The 17,739-nt window shown below is 35.5% G+C and carries 22 protein-coding genes; 10 read left to right on the forward strand and 12 right to left on the reverse strand.

The features are described 5' to 3' along the window. Positions 1-96: 96 nt before the first annotated feature. From ACZ9EE_RS03345 to ACZ9EE_RS03355, 3 genes are read right to left on the reverse strand one after another with little or no spacing between them, the layout of a single operon-like run. Positions 97-714, reverse strand: coding sequence for an FMN-binding negative transcriptional regulator (locus ACZ9EE_RS03345; RefSeq protein ID WP_476025270.1), 618 nt, complete (start codon positions 712-714; stop codon positions 97-99). A 26-nt stretch (positions 715-740) separates the two neighbouring features. Beyond that, entirely contained in the window at positions 741-1,256 is a 516-nt protein-coding gene (gene paiA, locus ACZ9EE_RS03350; protein ID WP_476025271.1) for a spermidine/spermine N(1)-acetyltransferase, read from the reverse strand. 26 nt (positions 1,257-1,282) lie between these two features. Continuing rightward, complete coding sequence (locus tag ACZ9EE_RS03355; protein ID WP_476025272.1) at positions 1,283-1,735, reverse strand: MarR family winged helix-turn-helix transcriptional regulator; 453 nt, start codon at positions 1,733-1,735, stop codon at positions 1,283-1,285. Between the two features lie 188 nt (positions 1,736-1,923). Here ACZ9EE_RS03355 and ACZ9EE_RS03360 point away from each other — a divergent pair, with 188 nt between their 5' ends. After that, positions 1,924-2,406 carry a CBO0543 family protein gene (locus tag ACZ9EE_RS03360; protein ID WP_476025273.1) on the forward strand — a complete coding sequence of 161 codons (483 nt, stop codon included), beginning with the start codon at positions 1,924-1,926 and terminating at the stop codon, positions 2,404-2,406. 269 nt (positions 2,407-2,675) lie between these two features. Here the strand turns inward: ACZ9EE_RS03360 and ACZ9EE_RS03365 are convergent, their stop codons facing one another. The 4 genes from ACZ9EE_RS03365 to ACZ9EE_RS03380 form a co-directional block, all read right to left on the reverse strand. After that, on the reverse strand, positions 2,676-3,503 hold the full coding sequence (locus tag ACZ9EE_RS03365; protein WP_476025274.1) for an STAS domain-containing protein: 828 nt from the start codon (positions 3,501-3,503) through the stop codon (positions 2,676-2,678). A 139-nt stretch (positions 3,504-3,642) separates the two neighbouring features. Then, entirely contained in the window at positions 3,643-3,846 is a 204-nt protein-coding gene (locus tag ACZ9EE_RS03370; RefSeq protein ID WP_476025275.1) for a hypothetical protein, read from the reverse strand. A gap of 130 nt (positions 3,847-3,976) precedes the next feature. Beyond that, positions 3,977-4,165, reverse strand: coding sequence for a hypothetical protein (locus ACZ9EE_RS03375; protein ID WP_476025276.1), 189 nt, complete (start codon positions 4,163-4,165; stop codon positions 3,977-3,979). Between the two features lie 69 nt (positions 4,166-4,234). Beyond that, positions 4,235-5,341: a glycosyl hydrolase family 18 protein gene (locus tag ACZ9EE_RS03380; RefSeq protein WP_476025277.1), complete on the reverse strand. Its 1,107-nt coding sequence runs from the start codon at positions 5,339-5,341 to the stop codon at positions 4,235-4,237. A 213-nt stretch (positions 5,342-5,554) separates the two neighbouring features. Between ACZ9EE_RS03380 and ACZ9EE_RS03385 the strand changes: the two genes are divergently transcribed. Further along, on the forward strand, positions 5,555-5,953 hold the full coding sequence (locus tag ACZ9EE_RS03385) for a CotD family spore coat protein (protein WP_476025278.1): 399 nt from the start codon (positions 5,555-5,557) through the stop codon (positions 5,951-5,953). A gap of 157 nt (positions 5,954-6,110) precedes the next feature. On the opposite strand, the gene ACZ9EE_RS03390 is transcribed toward ACZ9EE_RS03385, so the two are convergent. Then, entirely contained in the window at positions 6,111-7,301 is a 1,191-nt protein-coding gene (locus tag ACZ9EE_RS03390) for a macrolide family glycosyltransferase (protein ID WP_476025279.1), read from the reverse strand. Positions 7,302-7,449: 148 nt separating this feature from the next. Between ACZ9EE_RS03390 and ACZ9EE_RS03395 the strand changes: the two genes are divergently transcribed. The 5 genes from ACZ9EE_RS03395 (at position 7,450) to ACZ9EE_RS03415 (ending at position 13,675) form a co-directional block, all read left to right on the forward strand. Further along, positions 7,450-7,743 (forward strand): LytTR family DNA-binding domain-containing protein, encoded by a 294-nt coding sequence (locus ACZ9EE_RS03395; protein WP_476025280.1) that lies wholly within the window; start codon positions 7,450-7,452, stop codon positions 7,741-7,743. Positions 7,744-8,342: 599 nt separating this feature from the next. Further along, positions 8,343-9,815 (forward strand): spore germination protein, encoded by a 1,473-nt coding sequence (locus ACZ9EE_RS03400; protein WP_476025281.1) that lies wholly within the window; start codon positions 8,343-8,345, stop codon positions 9,813-9,815. Further along, positions 9,805-11,022, forward strand: a complete 1,218-nt coding sequence (locus tag ACZ9EE_RS03405) for a Ger(x)C family spore germination protein (RefSeq protein WP_476025282.1) — start codon at positions 9,805-9,807, stop codon at positions 11,020-11,022. The genes ACZ9EE_RS03400 and ACZ9EE_RS03405 overlap by 11 nt, the downstream gene beginning before the upstream one ends. A gap of 30 nt (positions 11,023-11,052) precedes the next feature. After that, positions 11,053-12,147 carry a GerAB/ArcD/ProY family transporter gene (locus ACZ9EE_RS03410; RefSeq protein WP_476032841.1) on the forward strand — a complete coding sequence of 365 codons (1,095 nt, stop codon included), beginning with the start codon at positions 11,053-11,055 and terminating at the stop codon, positions 12,145-12,147. A 457-nt stretch (positions 12,148-12,604) separates the two neighbouring features. Continuing rightward, positions 12,605-13,675, forward strand: coding sequence for an AI-2E family transporter (locus ACZ9EE_RS03415; protein WP_476025283.1), 1,071 nt, complete (start codon positions 12,605-12,607; stop codon positions 13,673-13,675). Between the two features lie 78 nt (positions 13,676-13,753). Here the strand turns inward: ACZ9EE_RS03415 and ACZ9EE_RS03420 are convergent, their stop codons facing one another. Continuing rightward, entirely contained in the window at positions 13,754-14,095 is a 342-nt protein-coding gene (locus ACZ9EE_RS03420; protein ID WP_476025284.1) for an avidin-fold protein, read from the reverse strand. Positions 14,096-14,265: 170 nt separating this feature from the next. Further along, a complete protein-coding gene (locus tag ACZ9EE_RS03425) occupies positions 14,266-14,427 on the reverse strand; it encodes a DUF3934 family protein (protein ID WP_476025285.1) in 162 nt (53 codons plus the stop codon). A 219-nt stretch (positions 14,428-14,646) separates the two neighbouring features. Between ACZ9EE_RS03425 and ACZ9EE_RS03430 the strand changes: the two genes are divergently transcribed. Further along, positions 14,647-14,790 carry an anti-repressor SinI family protein gene (locus ACZ9EE_RS03430; protein WP_476025286.1) on the forward strand — a complete coding sequence of 48 codons (144 nt, stop codon included), beginning with the start codon at positions 14,647-14,649 and terminating at the stop codon, positions 14,788-14,790. Positions 14,791-14,934: 144 nt separating this feature from the next. Here the strand turns inward: ACZ9EE_RS03430 and ACZ9EE_RS03435 are convergent, their stop codons facing one another. Together ACZ9EE_RS03435 and ACZ9EE_RS03440 are read right to left on the reverse strand one after the other, a co-directional pair. Beyond that, positions 14,935-15,072, reverse strand: a complete 138-nt coding sequence (locus tag ACZ9EE_RS03435; protein WP_476025287.1) for a hypothetical protein — start codon at positions 15,070-15,072, stop codon at positions 14,935-14,937. 473 nt (positions 15,073-15,545) lie between these two features. Further along, positions 15,546-16,586 (reverse strand): NAD(P)-dependent alcohol dehydrogenase, encoded by a 1,041-nt coding sequence (locus ACZ9EE_RS03440; protein ID WP_476025288.1) that lies wholly within the window; start codon positions 16,584-16,586, stop codon positions 15,546-15,548. A 293-nt stretch (positions 16,587-16,879) separates the two neighbouring features. Here ACZ9EE_RS03440 and ACZ9EE_RS03445 point away from each other — a divergent pair, with 293 nt between their 5' ends. After that, positions 16,880-17,293 carry a MerR family transcriptional regulator gene (locus ACZ9EE_RS03445; protein ID WP_476025289.1) on the forward strand — a complete coding sequence of 138 codons (414 nt, stop codon included), beginning with the start codon at positions 16,880-16,882 and terminating at the stop codon, positions 17,291-17,293. A gap of 131 nt (positions 17,294-17,424) precedes the next feature. Beyond that, a complete protein-coding gene (locus ACZ9EE_RS03450; protein ID WP_476025290.1) occupies positions 17,425-17,646 on the forward strand; it encodes a hypothetical protein in 222 nt (73 codons plus the stop codon). The last annotated feature ends 93 nt before the right edge of the window (positions 17,647-17,739 follow it).

Here is a 17,739-nt window from a genome sequence, read left to right on the forward strand (position 1 = left end):
CTATTTTGACCATTTTTTATATGGTATAATTATAATAGAAGGAGTTTCAAAAAATCGTTAGGCCCTACTACAGTAAACTGATGCTTCGCTTCATCTCTATTTTTTTACTCTCTTTTCCATCTGCTCTGCCAGTTGTTTCGAATTTGAATTTCCTTCGTTTTGTAATTTTTCAATGATGTTATTATAATCCGTTTCACTTCGGTTTTGGCTTAATTTATAAGCAGCCTGGATTTCCTCGACTTTAATCTTAAAACCAATAATTCCTTTTAATTGATTTTCTAACAGATCAGGAGAAAGTTTATCCCATAAAACTGAATTTTCACGTTTTTGTTCATATTTTTCTAACATTACGGTTAATTCTTCAATTAGTTCATCTTTTTCTAATATACTAGCTTTTCCATACAGATGGATAGCCTGATAATTCCACGTTGGTACATTTTCGTGTGAGTACCAAGAAGAAGAAATGTAAGCGTTCGGTCCCTGAAACATAACCAATACATCTTCACAGGTTTCAAATGTTCTCCATTGCGGATTTCCATAAGCCATATGCCCAGTAATATAGTATTCATCACCTTTTTTATGTAAACCTAAAGGTAAATGAGTGGCAATTGGCTTCCCCTGTTCAGTTGTGACGATTGTGCCAAAAGAGTTTTGTTGAACAAACTCCCAAATTTCATCAACATTTGTGACCTTAAAATATGTTGGAATATACATAGTACCCCACCTTTCAGATAATGTATCTAAAGTGTTTTGCTCATTATAAAGTCTATTTGTTCTTCATCACCCATATAAAATGAGTGGGCTCCAGTTTGAACAAACCCCATTTTCTTATAAAAAGCAATAGCATTTTCATTTTTTTCCCATACGCCAAGCCAGATTTTCTTTTTATTATGTTCCATTGCAATTTCCAGCGCTTTATTAAACAGACATTTACCAAGCCCATGTTTTTGAAATTTGTTCTTTATATAAATCCTCTCGATTTCAAGTGATTCCTCACCCATTTCTTCAGACTGAGCTTCATTGGTATTGACCTTTAAATATCCAGCGATTTCATGATTAAAATAAACAAAAAAGAATTGAGAAGAACTATTGGATAATTCTTTTTCTACCTGTTCTAAGTTAAATGCCCTTTCCAAATAGGCATTCATATTTTCGGGTGAATTCTCATGCTTAAATGTCTCATTAAATGTTTCATAACTAATCTCTTGAAGTTTGCGTGAATCCTCAAGGGTGCACTTTTTTATATTTATGGTCATTTAAATTTGTCGCTCCTTTATAAAATTCAATAATTTCGCTTGTTTCCCTTTTTTACAAATTCCCAGTCTTTTTCTATATTTTTTCTTACTCTTTGAAGAAGATTAAAAGTGGTCTCTACTTCTCTTTCGGAAAATCCCTCTAATGCAACACTATTGGAATAATCATTTTCTCTTTTGATAAAAGGATAAACATTTTTCCCTTTTTCTGTTGGAAAGAGTTTTTTAATTTTTTTGTTATGCTGGTCAGCTTTCTTTTCAATAAAGCCATTCATTTCGAGTTTTTTTATCGCTCGAGCTGCTGTTGTTCGATCTACTTTTATCATTTCAGCTAACTTTTCTTGAATAATTCCTGGATTTTCACCTATTCGGACAAGGTACAAATACTGCCCTTTTGTGAGGTCATATTCTTTAAATTCTATATTGCTTATAGAATCTAATGCCCTGGCAATCATTCCAATTTCTCGCAGAATTTCCTTCATTATTTCACTCCTTATCGCATAATTTTGTTGCAAATGCAATAATAATGGTATGTATTAAATTTAACCTAGCTTTGTTGTATTTGCAACAAAAAAAGCAAAAAAGCTTTGTTAGGTAATCCAAAACAATTTTAATTTTTATTCGATTTTTAGATAAAACTAACATTGAATCAATTAGGGAGGTTAACTGAATGGGCAAACAAATTGAAAAAAATATGATAAGATTGTTGTTTATTTTTGGTTTTTGCTCTTTTTTCAATTTAATTAGAAAACCTCCAATAAAGGATTGGTTACTAATTTTCTTTATGAAAAGCTACATAGCCACAATCATAGATACTACATTAGTAAAAAAAGGTTATTTAAAATATCCTGTTAAATTGGGGCACAAGTTTGATATAAGTGTTTTGTTTAGCTACCTGCTTTTTCCTGTAAGCTGTATTTACTACAATCAATTAACGAAAAATTCGACTATTTGGGGAATTATTTTTAAGTGCTTATTATTTAGTATCCCATCTTCAGTTGTAGAGTTTTGGATTGAAAAGAAAACAAAATTAATTAAGTACAAAAAATCTTGGACTTCTCTTCATAGTTTTGGTTCCATTTCTTTAACCTTTTTACTATCACGGTTTCTGATTGGAATAATTAGAAGACACGAACGAAGACAATTGGAATAATCACATTTTTTTGTCCAGCCTGTTAGGAATAAACTGACCATTACTTCAATAAGAAAAGCAGCGGAACTATACTAATTGGACCATCAGGCCCTCAATAATTTAATGTTCCATTACAAGCAGCCATTCGGCCGAAATTATAAGATTTGCCCTAATTTAGTTTAATAAAAAAAGTGACCTTTATCTAGAAAGGTCACAGTGACTTATCAAAGGTAAAAAACTTCGGTGTTGAATCAATATTTTTAACCCACATGATTATTATTTTGACCTTTTTAAGGCAAATCTACTTTTTGATTAATCCATTCTAACGCATGCTTGACATGAGCAAATGTTTTATAGGAAGACATGTCCATTCCACTTCTTACAACTGTCAGAGCTAGCTCAGGACGCATCCCGGTAACAATAACCTCTATGCCTAACAATCCAAGAATATCTCCAACCGATTTCAAGGTACTTACCAGCTCTTGATTAAGATTAATGATACCTGAATAGTCTATGATAAGAAATTGTAATTGCAAGTCTGCTATTTTAGGAACAACCCTATCTAATATATAACTAACTCTATAAGAATCTATTTTACCCACTAACGGAAGAACTGCAACACCCTCCTGAATCAAAACGACCGGTGCCGACAGTTCCGCCAATTCTCTCTTAGCCTTTTCCTCGTTTCTTTCTGTCAGCATTTCAAATGCTAAAATAGTCTCATTTAAACTGACGTCGAGCATTGAGTTAATCCTTTTAATAATGGATTTACCTTCTTTTAACGAAATCCCAAAGTCATCGCTTAGTTTTGTTATAAGGTCAGTAAAGACTTCTCTTGTAGGCGGATACCTAACGGTAAGCTCAGATATTTTTCCTCCTGAAAAAACTTGTTTTTCTGCGTTTCGTTTACTCCATGTTATAACGTCCTCAGCTACTTCTTCTGAGTCTTCCAAAATCGACTTTCCTAAAAACTCGAAAAATTTTATGTACATGATGATAGCTTGCTGCTTTTCTTCTTTGGAAATGATTAAGTTCATTCGTTGAAGAACCTCTTCAACAATTTGTACAGCAAGTGAAGATGAATTATTTTTGAAATAGTCAGCTATTTTATTTATCATATTGTTAATAACCTCCTTTTTCCATATATAAAGATTATACCTTAAACAAAAGAACACTTCAGTAACTGTCCATTATTTCGATATCATTCTTCAACCAAATATGATTTTAACTAAGGCAAAAAAAAAACCACAGCACTATTTATAATAGATCCGTGGTCTTAAATGAAATTTCTCCAGATGGTAATCCCTTATCATCAATAATTATATGCTTATACAGTTTGCGAACTAAACTTTTCATCTCTTCAGGAGAATAAGCTATTATGACAGCTTGTTCTTCCTGATTATTCCCCTTCATTTTTACATGATATCTCTTTCTTGTTCTTACTTGTTGTAATGATTCCATTTAAATCGACCTCGCCTTGATGGAAGTAATCAATATTATATACCCATTTAGCAAGACTATTAAACAGAAAGCATCGTTAAATATTGACAATAAAATGATAAGGTCGAAAATTGGCAGCTAGTTTTAAAAGCTAATTTAATAAATTTAAAATGATCATTAACAAAATAGATATTGAAAAGAAGCCAGTAATAAAGAATCCGAAATATTTTAATGGTTTTGGCAGCCTTTTTACAGCACCCTTGCTTACATTTGTCATATTTCCTTCGATCTTATTAATGTGGTCTATTACATCATTAAATGGTTTATTTTCATTTTTCATACAACCACCTCTTTACCACATTTTAACATATCTATCCCCTAAACTTCCGGTTTTTTGGGGACCATTCCATCACTTTTTTACTTTCATCTTCTCAGGAATAGCTGTCCAGTACATGGGGTCTTCTAAGCCTAGCCGCCAAATCCCGATTCCCCGTAAGTTATATTTCTCTACAAGGTTTAGCTTAAACCGCAGACTATGACTATTCTCGAACCAAACCTGGTGGCTATGATGTTTATTATCAACATAACTGAAATGTGGAGTTTGCGAACGGGAGTCCCATATAACTTTAGCTTTATATTTTGTTTTCTGGTCCATTAAAAGTCGAAAAGGACTATACAAGGCTTTGTCTGCTGTTGTATCCCAATCCCATCCATAACCAGCGATACCAAGTAAAATTTTTGATCGCGGTACTCCTTGTTTCAAAGCATAATGAATCGTTGCTTCTGTCCAATTGAATGATGCTGTGGCCCCGGGTGTTGTTCGTGGGTTGTGTTCATCGTATGTCATGATCATTAACCCATCTGAAAATTGACCAAGTTTTTTGTAATCAAACCACGGCGACCAAGGATTAGCACGAGAATCACCCGTATTTGCGGGGACTGAAACGGTAACTATTTTTCCATCACGATGTAGAGCCTCAGACAATTTCTTAATCAGCAGACTAAAGGAATCTCGGTCAGTCAGATACAAATTTTCTATGTCAATATTAATACCGTCATATTGAAATTGTTTCATTTCATCGCGTAAGTTCTGAATGAAAACGGTGCGGTTTTTATCGTTGTCTAGTATATTACTCGCTACCTGCTTACCCTTCTCGACGGTTTCATATAAGAGATTATGTACAACCATATACACCTTCAGGTTTTTATTATGAGCACTCTGAATAACCTTTCTCTTATGATCTGCTGTAACGCCTTCTATAAGACTGCCTGGACGCTTATCATCAAGCTTATACCAGAAAGGTGCAATGATGCTTAAACTGTCGAAATGCGAATTTACTGTAGGTTGAGACCCTGGAAACGTCCCTTCCTCTTCTGTGTAAAAACCCAAAACTTCACGAGGTTTTTTTTCCTTCTTGTTATCCTCTTTACTTTGTAACTGACTACAGGAAGACATTAGTAATAATGCCATGCTTATAGTAAAGATAGTGAATGACCGATAACGTTTTTTCGCCATAATACACCTTCTTCTAATTTGTATATTTCTTAAGTTGATAAGAAAAGGTGTAACTTATTCACGAATTGAACTCATCACGGGTTAGTAAATAAATCTCCGCAAGTTAATTTAAGTGGCATAAAGCCTCATAATTAGGTATTCGAACTAGTCCCAATAAAAAAATCTCACATAGACTGATGATATAACAAGACAAATGTAGATGGAGGTCATTTAATGATGAAAAGACAAAGTGGATTTGGTGGTTTCCCGCCAAATATGATGCCAAACGCTATGCCAAATATGATGCCAAATCAAGTCGCTCCCATTCAATCATTACCAGCCCAATACTGCCCGCCGCAACCATGCCCACAGTTCTGTCCGCCTCAAGTGTTCCCGGCTCAGTATGATCCGCCACTAGTTTCACCAGGACAACAATATGTGAAAACAAATTTATTCAACAAGGTTGTACAACACATTCATCCTTCGCATACAACAACAGTTAACAAATTACATGTTAACCACCAACACTATTTCCCTCACACAGAATCCTGCTTAAATGAATGCTGTGAGACACATACAATGTGCGGCGTACCAGTTAACCCTTGTTGTCCCCCAGGTCCTTTCGGATTCTAATTTTCTAAAATCATGATTTCTTAGATATTCGTTAGCAAATACAAAACAATATCATATACTATTAAATTCTTTGATAGACCCTAGTACCCGATTGGGTACTTTTTTTATTATAAGTAAATGGGTGTACTCGCTTCGCATAAGATGCCAATTGTGATAACTAGATATCATTTTGATGTGTGAATTCAAAAATCTCATCCACCGCTTGGTGATACCCACCTGATTTTTGAAGGGATTCCCTAATCTTTGCAACAGCTTTTTGAAAAGATTCTTGATTTATCACATAATCTACAGCTTCACTTAGTTGATTTGCAGACAAGTTTTGCATGTTTAATTGAATACCAGCTCCGATACGGGCAACTTGTTCGGCAATGATCGGCTGATCCGCACTTTGTGGGATGACAATAAGCGGAACCCCGTAGTAGAGACCTTCATGGGTACTATTCATTCCACCATGTGTGATAAATAAATTTGTGTATTTCAGTACCTCAGTTTGTGGAACATAATTTTTTACTATGAAGTTTTTAGGAATCTCCTCTAAATCAGCTAGTTGAACTTTATCTCCAATCGACATGACAACGGTATGATTAGTGTTTTCTAATACCTTAAAACAAAGCTTGTAGAAATCAATTGCTTGGTTAAAGACAGTACCTAGGGAAATGTAAATTAGACTTTTCCCCTTAATTTCAGAAGGGTCGAAATTTTCCCGGGTTAATCGTGAAGAAATGGATGGACCTACAAACTTGTATGTGTGGTCATATGCCTCACTAAAAGGTTGAAGGTCCCTAGTTGTGTAAACGATTGTAAGTGGTGCCGGATTACAAAAAACTTCGTAAGGAGAATGGATTTCTACATCGTATTTCTCCTTCACCTGTTCCGTCAGGCTTTGGAATTCATTCACTACTTCAACAGGAATTGTTTTAGAATGCTGTTCCAGCATTTCATCGAATGTTCGTTTTGGCTGGGCAAATGAAGTACAAGAATTGATGGCTGGAAGTTTAAGTATTTGGGCAAGTAAATAACCGCAGCCAAACATCGAATCATGAATGATATAATCAAAATGTTCTCCTTCGATTTGCTCCAGAACACTTGGTATCACGATGTCTGCCGTATGTAAAAGACCGTTGACTCTTTCCAGTAAGTAATTCCTTCCACCCGAAATAAAGGCTTTGATAAATTTTTGTCCATCAAATGTTCGTACAGTAGCTCCCGTCTTCTCAATACGCTCTCGAAAATCCTCGATCGCAAAGTACACGACCTCTTCTCCACGAGAAATAAGCTCTTCAACAACTCCAATTGTTGGATTGATATGTCCTTCTGATCCACCATTAATAAATAATACACGTGCCATTACGACCACTCCTTATGTAAAATGTAATCAAAATTGCGTAAGAGAAGAAATGCTTTAGTTTATTATACATTTATTAACTTAGACCATAAAATGTAAAAGGAATTCCATATGTTTGTGCCTGAATTATAAGATTTTCGTGGGTGATAATATGAAAATTTCAATAGAAGAAATAAGCAAAGAACTGGGGGAAGAAATTCTCATTAGGTGTCATGAGGTTGATGATGAAAAATACGAAATCGTTAACACGCTGAAAACTAAGGACCTCATTTTACTAGGATATCAGAATGATAGAGTTCACCATATTAAGCTTAGTGATATCTATTATTTCGAAGCAGTTGACGGAAAAGTTTTTAGTTACTGCAAGGACAGCGTCTTTGAGGTAAAACAAAAGCGTTATCGTTGCGGCGGTCCTTTTTCTTCTACTGAATCATGTTTCTTTTAAAATTCACCAATGTAAAAATTTTTTGAAACTCTCTTTCAGTTATTGAAATCCTCACCGATAAATCTATCGTGCGTAACACATAATCTTTAACACCGATAAATTCAGATTCAGCAATCAAAATGAATTGTGTTCCTTTTTTTATACCATTAAAATTATTCTTTAGTTTATATACCTTCACGATCTTACCTTTTCCCCCTGGGTAACTCTTCCCATTATAATCGACTCCTTTAACTTTTTTATTAAATCATTATTAGCCGTCAGCAATTTAGTATAATATGAGCTCATTGAATATCCTTTCATTATAGATTTCACACAAAAATAATTCAATTCGTATAAACCTCTATACTTCAACTACTATGTTTTTTTAGATCAAGATGAAGGAAAAAGAACTTCAACATTGACTCATCACGATCTGTCCGAAATGGATGTCTCTATTCGAACTGTTTTCTCTTCATCCATGCAAATAAAAGCTCTCCAAATGGGATAAAATAAGCTGGATAAAACATTCAATTCTCGTATAATTATCCACTATTTCTACATAATATTTCCCTTTTTGGGGATAATAAGGTATCAATTCAAAATAAACTCAGGTGGTAACCATGAAGAGTTCAAGTGTTTTACAGGACAATATAGAAGTTTTAAATACTATATTGGGGAATAGCTCTGATCTTCAAAAAAGGAAAATTACGTTGAATCGTATAGCGAAGGAAGCTGCCATTTTGTTCATCGACGAAATCGTAGATACGAATGCTGTACAACAGTACGTAATTGAACCTTTATTAACGTATCATCTGCCGAGTTTCCAAACTGATGAAGAATTGCTTTCATTCTTAGAATTAGCTGTTATTCAATCAAAAAAAATTACACGCGTAGTAGATATAAATCTTGCTCCAACAGAGTTATTATCAGGCAAAACCCTTGTTATGGTGGAAGGAATAAATACCTTCCTATCAACTGATACAACCAAATGGACTGCTCGCGCTATAGAAAGCCCGAAAGGACAAAGAGTGGCTAAAGGTCCTGACATAGGTTTCAATGAAAGTAGTAGTACAAACATCTCCCTCGTTCGAAAGATTATTAAAAATCCAAATTTAAGAGTATCAACCAAACAGTATGGTACAAACACACATACAGACGTATCTGTAATGTACATTGAAAACATAGTAGATAAACAAATACTTGAGACCATCTACGCACGCCTTGAAAACCTCCAGTTGGATGCGCTGCTGGAGGCAAATTACGTTGAGACCGCTCTTACGAAAGAGACCAAGTCTTTTTTTCCTCTCATGCTCAATACAGATAGACCTGATGTAGTTGCAGGCGAAATACTGGAAGGGAAAATCGCCATTTTTATAGATGGTTCTCCATATGTACTTGTCGCTCCTGCTGTTCTCATTCAATTTTTTCAAACACCGGAGGACTATTATTTAGGAAACACAGGATTTGTTAATACTCGTTTGATTCGTTTTTTACTATTTATTTTCGCATTATATATTCCTGGGGCCTATGTAGCATTTATGACTTATCACGCAAATCTGTTGCCCGTCAAACTGCTAGTTGGTTTTGTTTCACAGCGAGAATTGGTGCCCTTTCCCACCTCGGTAGAAGTAACCTTGTTGGTTATTGTCATTATTGCAATAAACGAAAGTTCCACTCGTTTACAGCAAAACATTGCTGTTACCGTATCTATTTTTGGAGGAATCATATTAGGGCAGTCTGCAATTGAATCACAATTAGTCGCCCCTCCTAGCCTAGTTATCGTAAGTATTGCGTATATTTTTATTAGTGTCATCCCTATTTATACACTAAGAATAACAGCAGCAAATATAACTCTTTGTTTCATCACTGGGGGTGCGGCTCTTGGTTTTTACGGCATAGCCTTATTATCACTTCTGTTATTACTTCATCTAAGTTCGCTGCGCAGCTTCGGAGTACCCTATTTATCTCCTTTTGCTCCATTCGTTGCACATGATTTAAAGGACAGCGCGATCCAATTATCACTAAAGGAAATGACAAACGATGAGTCCCATTATACCAAAGAAGAAACCATGGAAGAGACAGATGAAGCGTAATGACAAGGCAAAGCAATTACACACCAAATCAAACATAAATCTCATTCTTTTGATTATGCTAATCATCTCCTTAATAGTAAGCAAACAGGTGCAGCACACTATGTTAAATAGAATCAGTGTTGTCTCCGCGATTGGAATCGACAAAAGCGATGGAGAATACATCGCTAGCCTGCAAATATATAATCCAGCCGCCAATAGCAAAGAAGGGGCTGCTGAAACCGGGGCATATACGTACAGTGCACAAGGAAGAACGATTCCTGAAGCAATCTCTCGTATTCAAAATAAATTAGCACGGCCAGTTTTCTTAGATAGTGCGGAAGTCGCTGTTTTAGGGGAATCCTTAGTAAAAACCGAAGGAATTTCATCCCTTACACATTACTTTTTACGGGAATCCAGTTTGCCTGCTAATATCAGATTCGTGATTTCCAAGGGAGTTAAGGCGGAAAAGCTCTTACAAATCATTACACCTGTTCAAAAAATCTCGGGAAATAGAATGCAAGAGATGCTAAATAGTAAACGAGAATCATGGGGGAATATCGCTGATATCACAGCGAACAAAATCACAGAGATGTTAATTCGAAATAGAGGAGAACTTACCGTCCCTTATATCTCCATAAGAGGTAATTCTTCAAAAGGTACCTCGAAAGGCAATATTGAAAAGGCAAAACCAGATGCTATCATCCAATTAGAAGGATTTGCCGTTTTTAAACATCAAAAATTTTCGTATTGGCTTTCTTCATGGGAAAGTAATTTATATGCATTAACAAAAAACAAATTACACAATATTTCATTTGTAACAAAGTGCAAAAAAAATTCTGGTTTTGTTACTTGGCAAGACTTACAAAGCAGGCCTGTCATTTATATTCAAGAAAAAAAGGCCATTCCATCCTTTGTTCTTCAGCTGAAATTACAAGGAAAGCTATCTGATATTTCATGTAATATCAACACAACTACCATAAAAGCCATTGCCTCTTTGGAACAGGAGGCAGAACAAGAACTTCAAAAACAGATTAATGAGCTGATAGCGAAAACTCAAAATAACAAATCTGATATCGATGGATTTGGAGAAGCTCTGTATCGCAAACAACCAGACAAGTGGAATAGGGTAAAACACGATTGGAATTCTCAATATTCTAAGGTACAAATTCAAACAAAGGTAAGGTTTGATGTTTTAGATGTAGGAGAAGTATCATCTTCATTGAAATAGCCTATGTACTTGGAAAGGACTAGATAGTTGATGGTCAAATTAGCTCCACTGGAAATATTCTTCTTAATGATCAACTTTTTACTCGGAAGTGCAATCGTCGTAGGCTGGAACTTCCAAACGAAACAAGATGTTTGGATTACGATTTTATTATCGTTAGTTTTTGGGGTGGGAATCTTTTATTTCTATATCCTGCTCCATTCATTAGGAAAATGGGGAAATTTAATCCAGCTTTTAGAAATAGGATTAGGGAAGTGGCTGTCCAAAATACTTGGCTTAATTTATTGCCTATACTTTTTATACATTGCTGGACGGGTGCTAAAAGATTTCTCTTTTTTCATAGGGCAAGTACTATATAATAATGTCCCTTTTTGGATTATTTCTTTTACTTTTCTTTTGGTGGTGTCGTATGGCTGTTTTCTCGGCATCGAAGCGATAGGAAGAATTTCCCTCATATTATTTGCTTTTACAGGTGTTATCATTTTGATTCTTATGTTATTTGGGTACCTATCTCCTTATTTTGAACTTACTCATTTAACACCTTTGTTTCGGACAAGCTGGAAGCAGATCATGACTTCTGTTTTCCCAACGGGATTAACCTTTCCTTATGGCGAGCTCATTGTATTTACAATGCTATTTCCGTATGTAAACGATCGAAAATCCTTACGAAAATACGGTTGGATCTCTGTGTGTACAACAGGAGTAATCCTCCTTATGGCCGGAGAAATGATATTGGGCTTGCTCAGTTCTGAAACCGTAAACTTCTACGTTTTTCCATTTGTAAAGGCTGTGGAACTAACTAGCGTCGTGGATTTCCTGCCACATATTGAGGCTTTTGCAGTACTCCTCAACCTAATAGGTGGTTTTGTGAAAATTTCAATATTTATGTACGGTGGGTTAATGATCCTTGCTCACTTGTTTCCAACGAGAAAGCTAAATCGGTTAAATGCTATTTCTACGATTCTAACCTTTTTATTCTCCATTACATTTTCGAAAAATATAATTCAACATTTGTTCATTGGTTTAAAAGTTGTACCACTATATTTTCATATTCCATTTCAACTTATCATTCCATTTATATTAGCAATCAGTTTGATCATAAAGAAATTTATAGTCAAATCAGCTTAAAGGAGTCCTCTCCCACTGTTCGAAGCGTGACAAGAAAAATGAGGGCAATTTGGTGTCAATATCTAACCACAAATGCAGTAACTAATTAAAATTTTTAAGACCTATTAGTAAAATTATATAACTAATTTCTTCGAAGAATGAACAAAATAAAAGCTGCCACAATGGCAGCTCAAACTGAACAAAAGTGTATACTTGAATATTTCTCTACTAACACCCCTGATATTATTTTTATATTTGACTTATTCAAGGTTGAATCCAAATTCTAGTTATTCGCGACCATCCTGATTTCTCTAAGGAAAATCGGCATGTCTTTGTTCAATAGAACAAAAAATCATAAGTGAGGAGATTTTTCTTTATAGGTTTATGTAGGACAAAAAGAGGATAGTTACATAGAGACCCAGTTTAAAAGCGAATTAAAATCCTTTATATTAAAAAAATATCTTCTAGGGGGGATGGTATGTGGATTAACAGACCATTTTTTAAATATGCAACAGGGATCCTGTTAATTTTATTAATCATTTTCTTATTTGGGAAAATTGATTACTTTGTTTGGCCCTTTCAAAAATTAATTGCTACGATCTTTTTTCCGATCCTCATTTCCGGAATCATTTATTATGTTATGAGGCCATTTGTAACCTTTTTTTCCAAATATATCAGTAAAAATCTGAGTATATTGATTGTTTATCTACTTTTCATCGGAGCGGGATATCTTTTTGTTCATTTTACTGGTACTCCCATTGCACAACAAGTCCAGCAGCTTTCGGAGCAATTTCCAAATAAGTTTGATAGTTTATCAGATGTATCCCACAATATGGTAAAGCATAATAGCTTTGGAAACAGTTCATTAAGAATGATAGAAAAAAAAGCAAGTTCCCTCTCCAACTCCTTTTTAAATCATGTCGAACAAAATATAACAAATATCATTTCCATTGTTACTAGTATTGCAACGGTGCTTGCAGTTGTTCCGTTTATTGTTTTTTATTTTTTACGGGATGGTGAGAAACTGAAGCCCGCTCTCTTAAAAAATCTTCCCGTTGAACACGTGGAAGAGGGAAATTTGATTCTTGTTGACATCGATAAGACTTTATCCGCTTATATAATCGGCCAATGCATTATTGCATTATCCGATGGAATCATGATGTATATCGGTTTTAGTATTATTGGCCTGAATAATAGTCTAGTGCTTGCCATTTTCGCCATGTGTATGACGGTTGTACCCTTTATTGGCCCTGTGATTGGAATGGTCCCGGCCGTCGTTGTCGCACTTTTACAAGGTCCATTTATGGTTTTAAAAGTCGTATTCGTGGTAATTGCTGCGCAACAAATCGATGGAAATATTGTTACACCAAGAGTTATGGGAAAAAAACTCAATCTTCATCCGTTAACGGTGATTTTCGTTTTGTTAATTTCAGGGGCTATTTATGGATTTGTAGGAATCATTATCGCCATCCCACTCTATTCTGTTGTTAAAGTAACACTTAAAAATGTGATTCGTTTTTATAAACTGAGACGAATTGAGAATATGTAGCCAAAATAAAACAGAGTTTCACGGACAGTGTGGTTCTGTTTTATTTTGATAATTGTTGTCGATAAAAAGGGTTATTGGTTATTTAACTTCTTCAATGATGGATTCACCTTCAGTTTGGTCAGTATCCGTCCATTTCCACTTCTCATGTAATCTAATTCTTCCATTTGGCAGGGTTTCTGGAGTAGAGTAACATTGACCGCCTCTAATTTCATTTCTAGCGTTCACATGGTTATATCTAAACTGGATACTGCCATCGTCCTTTACTATTCCAATTAGTGTCCCTTTTACAATTTCCCCTCCACTATAGGTGGCTGTTAGGATGTTTCCTTCTTGTTTATAATCAAAAATCGTTTTTGAAGAAACTTCTCCGTTTGCAGTATTCTCAACTGAAACAAACTTCCGTCCATTATAATTAATCAATAGTTCGTCCTCCAATAGTTTTAATATTCAAATAATTTAACACATTTTTCCACTTTTCACAATCATTTTCCCTGCTAGCTAAAAAGGAAAAAAGCGAACTCCTATAAAGGAGATCGCATATGTTGGTTCAATAAATATTAATCATCAATCGCAATATTTCGGTTATTCACTTAACTATTGCTCTTTGAATCCTGTTCAGCAACCGCTTTTTTTGTACCTTTACTAATATAAGGTTTTGCACTCTTTGCTTTGTTTGCACCAGCTTGCCAACGATTCCAACCCTTTTTGCCGGTTCCTCTCCCTGTTCCACCTTTTCCTTTAGCTTTATTCATATCATCACCTCATTATCATTCCGTTTTGTTACCAATTTGGTAAGTTTTAATCATTCACTAGGTTATAAAACTGCTTATTCAGTCACTGTGTATAAAGATAGCTTACAGATTCTCATGCTTCAGCCCTCAAAAACAATCAACATGTTTCGAATTTTATAATCAGATAATACCAATACTAAATCATTTCCTGTGTTAAATACATCAAAAAGGAGGTTTACCATGAAAAAAAATGAACTTGATTTTCCTAAAGAGTGGGTTGAGCTGGTAAAAGAAGCAATGAAATCAGGCATAAAAAAAGAAGACTTTAAAAAGTTTCTAATAGAAGTGAAAGACAAAAAGGAAAACAAAGGTTTGACTTTTTAATGTAAACGATATCAATATAATGTTTAAACTTAAATTGTGTAACTCTTTATGAAATTAAGCCTTTATAAACGAGAAAATGGAAGATCTTGTTTTAAAGGCTTATTTATTTTTAAATCGTTTTTCATACCACTGTACAATTAATAATTACTTTTTATTGTTTTTTTTCAATTCATTCGCGATCTCATTGATGCGTTTTTCTACTTCATAAAGGTTCTTTTGCATCCGATCCCGCCGACTGGTCAAGACCTGTAATTCCTGTTTCAATTCCTCTATTTTGCTCATAATTTCCCCTCCGTTTTACGATAAAACATTAATATGCAGAAAAACCTTTTTAGTTGGATTTCTCTGATTCCTATTATTCTTATCATAATCATTAAAAATTCATTATACCAAATTGATTATTAATTTGTTAAAAACTTGATTCCTTAATTATTATGTATAAATGCTTTATGCTGATCTTATCTTGGACTTAATACCAATTTAGAGCAACATAAAAAGAAGGTGTCCCAAAAGTATAACTTTAAGGGGCACCTTAATTCTTCTACTTTAAACTAGTCTGTTGATTTCCGCTCCAGGCGCTTCGCTTTCCGCGGGCGGTCCGGGAAGCCTCCTCGGCGCTTAAGCGCCTGCGTGGTCTCCCCTGCCCCGTACTCCCGCAGGAGTCTTCGCGCCTTCCGCTCCAATCAACAGAGTGTGCAAAAGTTATTCATCAACCACCTTTTGGGTCAGCCTCTTGAAATAATCATTTATGCAGCTTACATTGTACTGATGTCAATCACGAATCGATACTTCACATCTGAAGCTAATACGCGAGTGTAGGCTTCGTCAATTTGGTCGGCGGAAATCACTTCAATCTTAGGAGTAATGTTATGGTTTGAACAGAACTCCAACATCTCCTGAGTCTCACGGATTCCTCCAATCATAGAACCAGCAAAAGAACGGCGATGACCAATTAGTGAGAATACATTAACTGGCAATGGTTCCCCAGGAGCGCCGACATTAACCAACGTGCCATCAAGCGTGAGCAATGCGAAATATGCATTAATGTCGATTTTTGCACTTACTGTGTTAATAATTAAGTCAAAGGTTCCAGCCAATTTCTCGAATGTTTCCGGGTCGCTAGTGGCATAGTAGTTGTCTGCGCCAAATTCCAAGCCATCTTCCTTTTTATTCAATGTTTGTGACAGGACAGTAACTTCTGCACCCATGGCGTGTGCAATCTTGACTGCCATATGACCAAGACCTCCCATACCAACAACCGCTACTTTCTTACCTGGTCCTGCTCCCCAATGGTTTAATGGAGAATACGTCGTAATGCCTGCACAAAGTAATGGTGCTGCTGCATCAAGCCCAATATTATCTGGGATTCTAACTACAAAGTCCTCCGTTACAACAATATGGGTAGAATAGCCACCTTGAGTTGGCTCACCGTATTTGTCAACACCAGCGTATGTAGGGACATTTCCTTTTAGACAGTATTGTTCCTCTCCTTTACGGCAGTTCTCACATTCACCACAGGAGTCTACCATACAACCGACCCCAACCCGGTCACCGACTTTATACTTTGTTACCTCGGCTCCAACATCCGTGACAATTCCCGCAATCTCGTGTCCAGGTACAAGTGGATAGTTCACTGGCCCCCATTCGCCATGAGCAGTATGGATGTCAGAATGGCATATGCCTGCATATTTAATTTCAATTAGAACATCATGTAAATCAAGGTCACGTCTGTTAATTTCAGCAACTCGAAACGGTTTGTCGGGACCGTCCACTGCCCGTGCTTTAGCTGTTATCATTTGTTTAACCCTCCAAAATAAGTTGATTTTTCAAGAGAATGATTGGTACTGGGTATGGATGCATAACTCAGGATCCCTTTCAAGCATGATCTACCCTGTTTTTTTCTCTTCCAGAACAATATTAATCCTTAGAGTTAACTCTAGGTCAATCCTTATTTTATAAAAGTTTGAACTTTATTCTGTTTTCCTTTTTATGATTACGTGAATTTTGACATTATGCATTCCTCATGATAAAATCCCCTCTATCATAAAGTTAACTCGAAGTCTATATTATTACGACAAGGTGATGAATCATGCAGACATATTCTATCAGCGAAGTGGCAAAAGAATTAAATCTAACAGTCTATACCTTACGTTACTACGACAAGGAAGGACTAATGCCTTTTGTAGAACGGACACCCAGCGGAACACGATTGTTTAATGAATCGGATATCAGTGCTTTAAAAGTAATTGAATGTCTGAAATCAACCGGGATGCCTATTAAGGAGATTAAAAATTTCATTGATTGGTGTTCTGATGGGGATTCCACGTTGCAACAAAGATATGACATGTTTATGGAACGAAGAGCCAAAGTAGAAGCACAGTTGGAAGAACTAAAAAAAACATTGGAAGTCATTGATCATAAATGTTTATATTACAAGACTGCACTGGAAGCTGGTACGGAAGATATTCATAAAAACAATAAAATAGGGATTTCCCATTACTAAATAACAGAAAGCCACCTGTATTTCATAAATGTGTAAATGAAATACAGGTGGCTATATTTTTATCATTTGACTACGATGGCATTAGTTAGTTGAAGGACTGAATCTAACTCTTAATCATATATTAATAAGAGGTGATTAAAATCGATAAACATCTACAACAAACATTTGATATCCGATATTTGAAAATTGGTCAAATGGTCAACAGCGGAGTTTTGCAAATTGGTTGTGGAGGAGGTAAATCTCCACGCGTCGCTCCTATTGGCTATACAACAGTAGGAACTTCATTAGTCGGTCTATCAGGTCCTCAACAATTTTCTGTCCCATTACAAGCAGCAGTACGGCAGAAACGATAAAATCTACCCTCTTTAAGAAAGAAGTCCCCAAATTTATGACTTCCTGTTGGATGTCATTTTTTTATTGCTTAGCTTTCTTCGAGGAACAATATG

Source organism: Bacillus sp. URHA0034 (assembly GCF_056280405.1).

What these genes read in the sequence shown, in the direction of transcription:
- paiA (WP_476025271.1), bottom strand. Translation starts at nt 1,256, where the DNA reads ATGACCATAAATATAAAAAAGTGCACCCTTGAGGATTCACGCAAACTT.
- ACZ9EE_RS03405 (WP_476025282.1), top strand. Translation starts at nt 9,805, where the DNA reads ATGAAGCGTAATGACAAGGCAAAGCAATTACACACCAAATCAAACATA.
- ACZ9EE_RS03395 (WP_476025280.1), top strand. Translation starts at nt 7,450, where the DNA reads ATGAAAATTTCAATAGAAGAAATAAGCAAAGAACTGGGGGAAGAAATT.
- ACZ9EE_RS03425 (WP_476025285.1), bottom strand. Translation starts at nt 14,427, where the DNA reads ATGAATAAAGCTAAAGGAAAAGGTGGAACAGGGAGAGGAACCGGCAAA.
- ACZ9EE_RS03415 (WP_476025283.1), top strand. Translation starts at nt 12,605, where the DNA reads ATGTGGATTAACAGACCATTTTTTAAATATGCAACAGGGATCCTGTTA.
- ACZ9EE_RS03410 (WP_476032841.1), top strand. Translation starts at nt 11,053, where the DNA reads ATGGTCAAATTAGCTCCACTGGAAATATTCTTCTTAATGATCAACTTT.
- ACZ9EE_RS03375 (WP_476025276.1), bottom strand. Translation starts at nt 4,165, where the DNA reads ATGAAAAATGAAAATAAACCATTTAATGATGTAATAGACCACATTAAT.
- ACZ9EE_RS03345 (WP_476025270.1), bottom strand. Translation starts at nt 714, where the DNA reads ATGTATATTCCAACATATTTTAAGGTCACAAATGTTGATGAAATTTGG.
- ACZ9EE_RS03435 (WP_476025287.1), bottom strand. Translation starts at nt 15,072, where the DNA reads ATGAGCAAAATAGAGGAATTGAAACAGGAATTACAGGTCTTGACCAGT.
- ACZ9EE_RS03365 (WP_476025274.1), bottom strand. Translation starts at nt 3,503, where the DNA reads ATGATAAATAAAATAGCTGACTATTTCAAAAATAATTCATCTTCACTT.
- ACZ9EE_RS03385 (WP_476025278.1), top strand. Translation starts at nt 5,555, where the DNA reads ATGATGAAAAGACAAAGTGGATTTGGTGGTTTCCCGCCAAATATGATG.
- ACZ9EE_RS03400 (WP_476025281.1), top strand. Translation starts at nt 8,343, where the DNA reads ATGAAGAGTTCAAGTGTTTTACAGGACAATATAGAAGTTTTAAATACT.
- ACZ9EE_RS03355 (WP_476025272.1), bottom strand. Translation starts at nt 1,735, where the DNA reads ATGAAGGAAATTCTGCGAGAAATTGGAATGATTGCCAGGGCATTAGAT.
- ACZ9EE_RS03360 (WP_476025273.1), top strand. Translation starts at nt 1,924, where the DNA reads ATGGGCAAACAAATTGAAAAAAATATGATAAGATTGTTGTTTATTTTT.
- ACZ9EE_RS03390 (WP_476025279.1), bottom strand. Translation starts at nt 7,301, where the DNA reads ATGGCACGTGTATTATTTATTAATGGTGGATCAGAAGGACATATCAAT.
- ACZ9EE_RS03430 (WP_476025286.1), top strand. Translation starts at nt 14,647, where the DNA reads ATGAAAAAAAATGAACTTGATTTTCCTAAAGAGTGGGTTGAGCTGGTA.
- ACZ9EE_RS03440 (WP_476025288.1), bottom strand. Translation starts at nt 16,586, where the DNA reads ATGATAACAGCTAAAGCACGGGCAGTGGACGGTCCCGACAAACCGTTT.
- ACZ9EE_RS03380 (WP_476025277.1), bottom strand. Translation starts at nt 5,341, where the DNA reads ATGGCGAAAAAACGTTATCGGTCATTCACTATCTTTACTATAAGCATG.
- ACZ9EE_RS03370 (WP_476025275.1), bottom strand. Translation starts at nt 3,846, where the DNA reads ATGGAATCATTACAACAAGTAAGAACAAGAAAGAGATATCATGTAAAA.
- ACZ9EE_RS03445 (WP_476025289.1), top strand. Translation starts at nt 16,880, where the DNA reads ATGCAGACATATTCTATCAGCGAAGTGGCAAAAGAATTAAATCTAACA.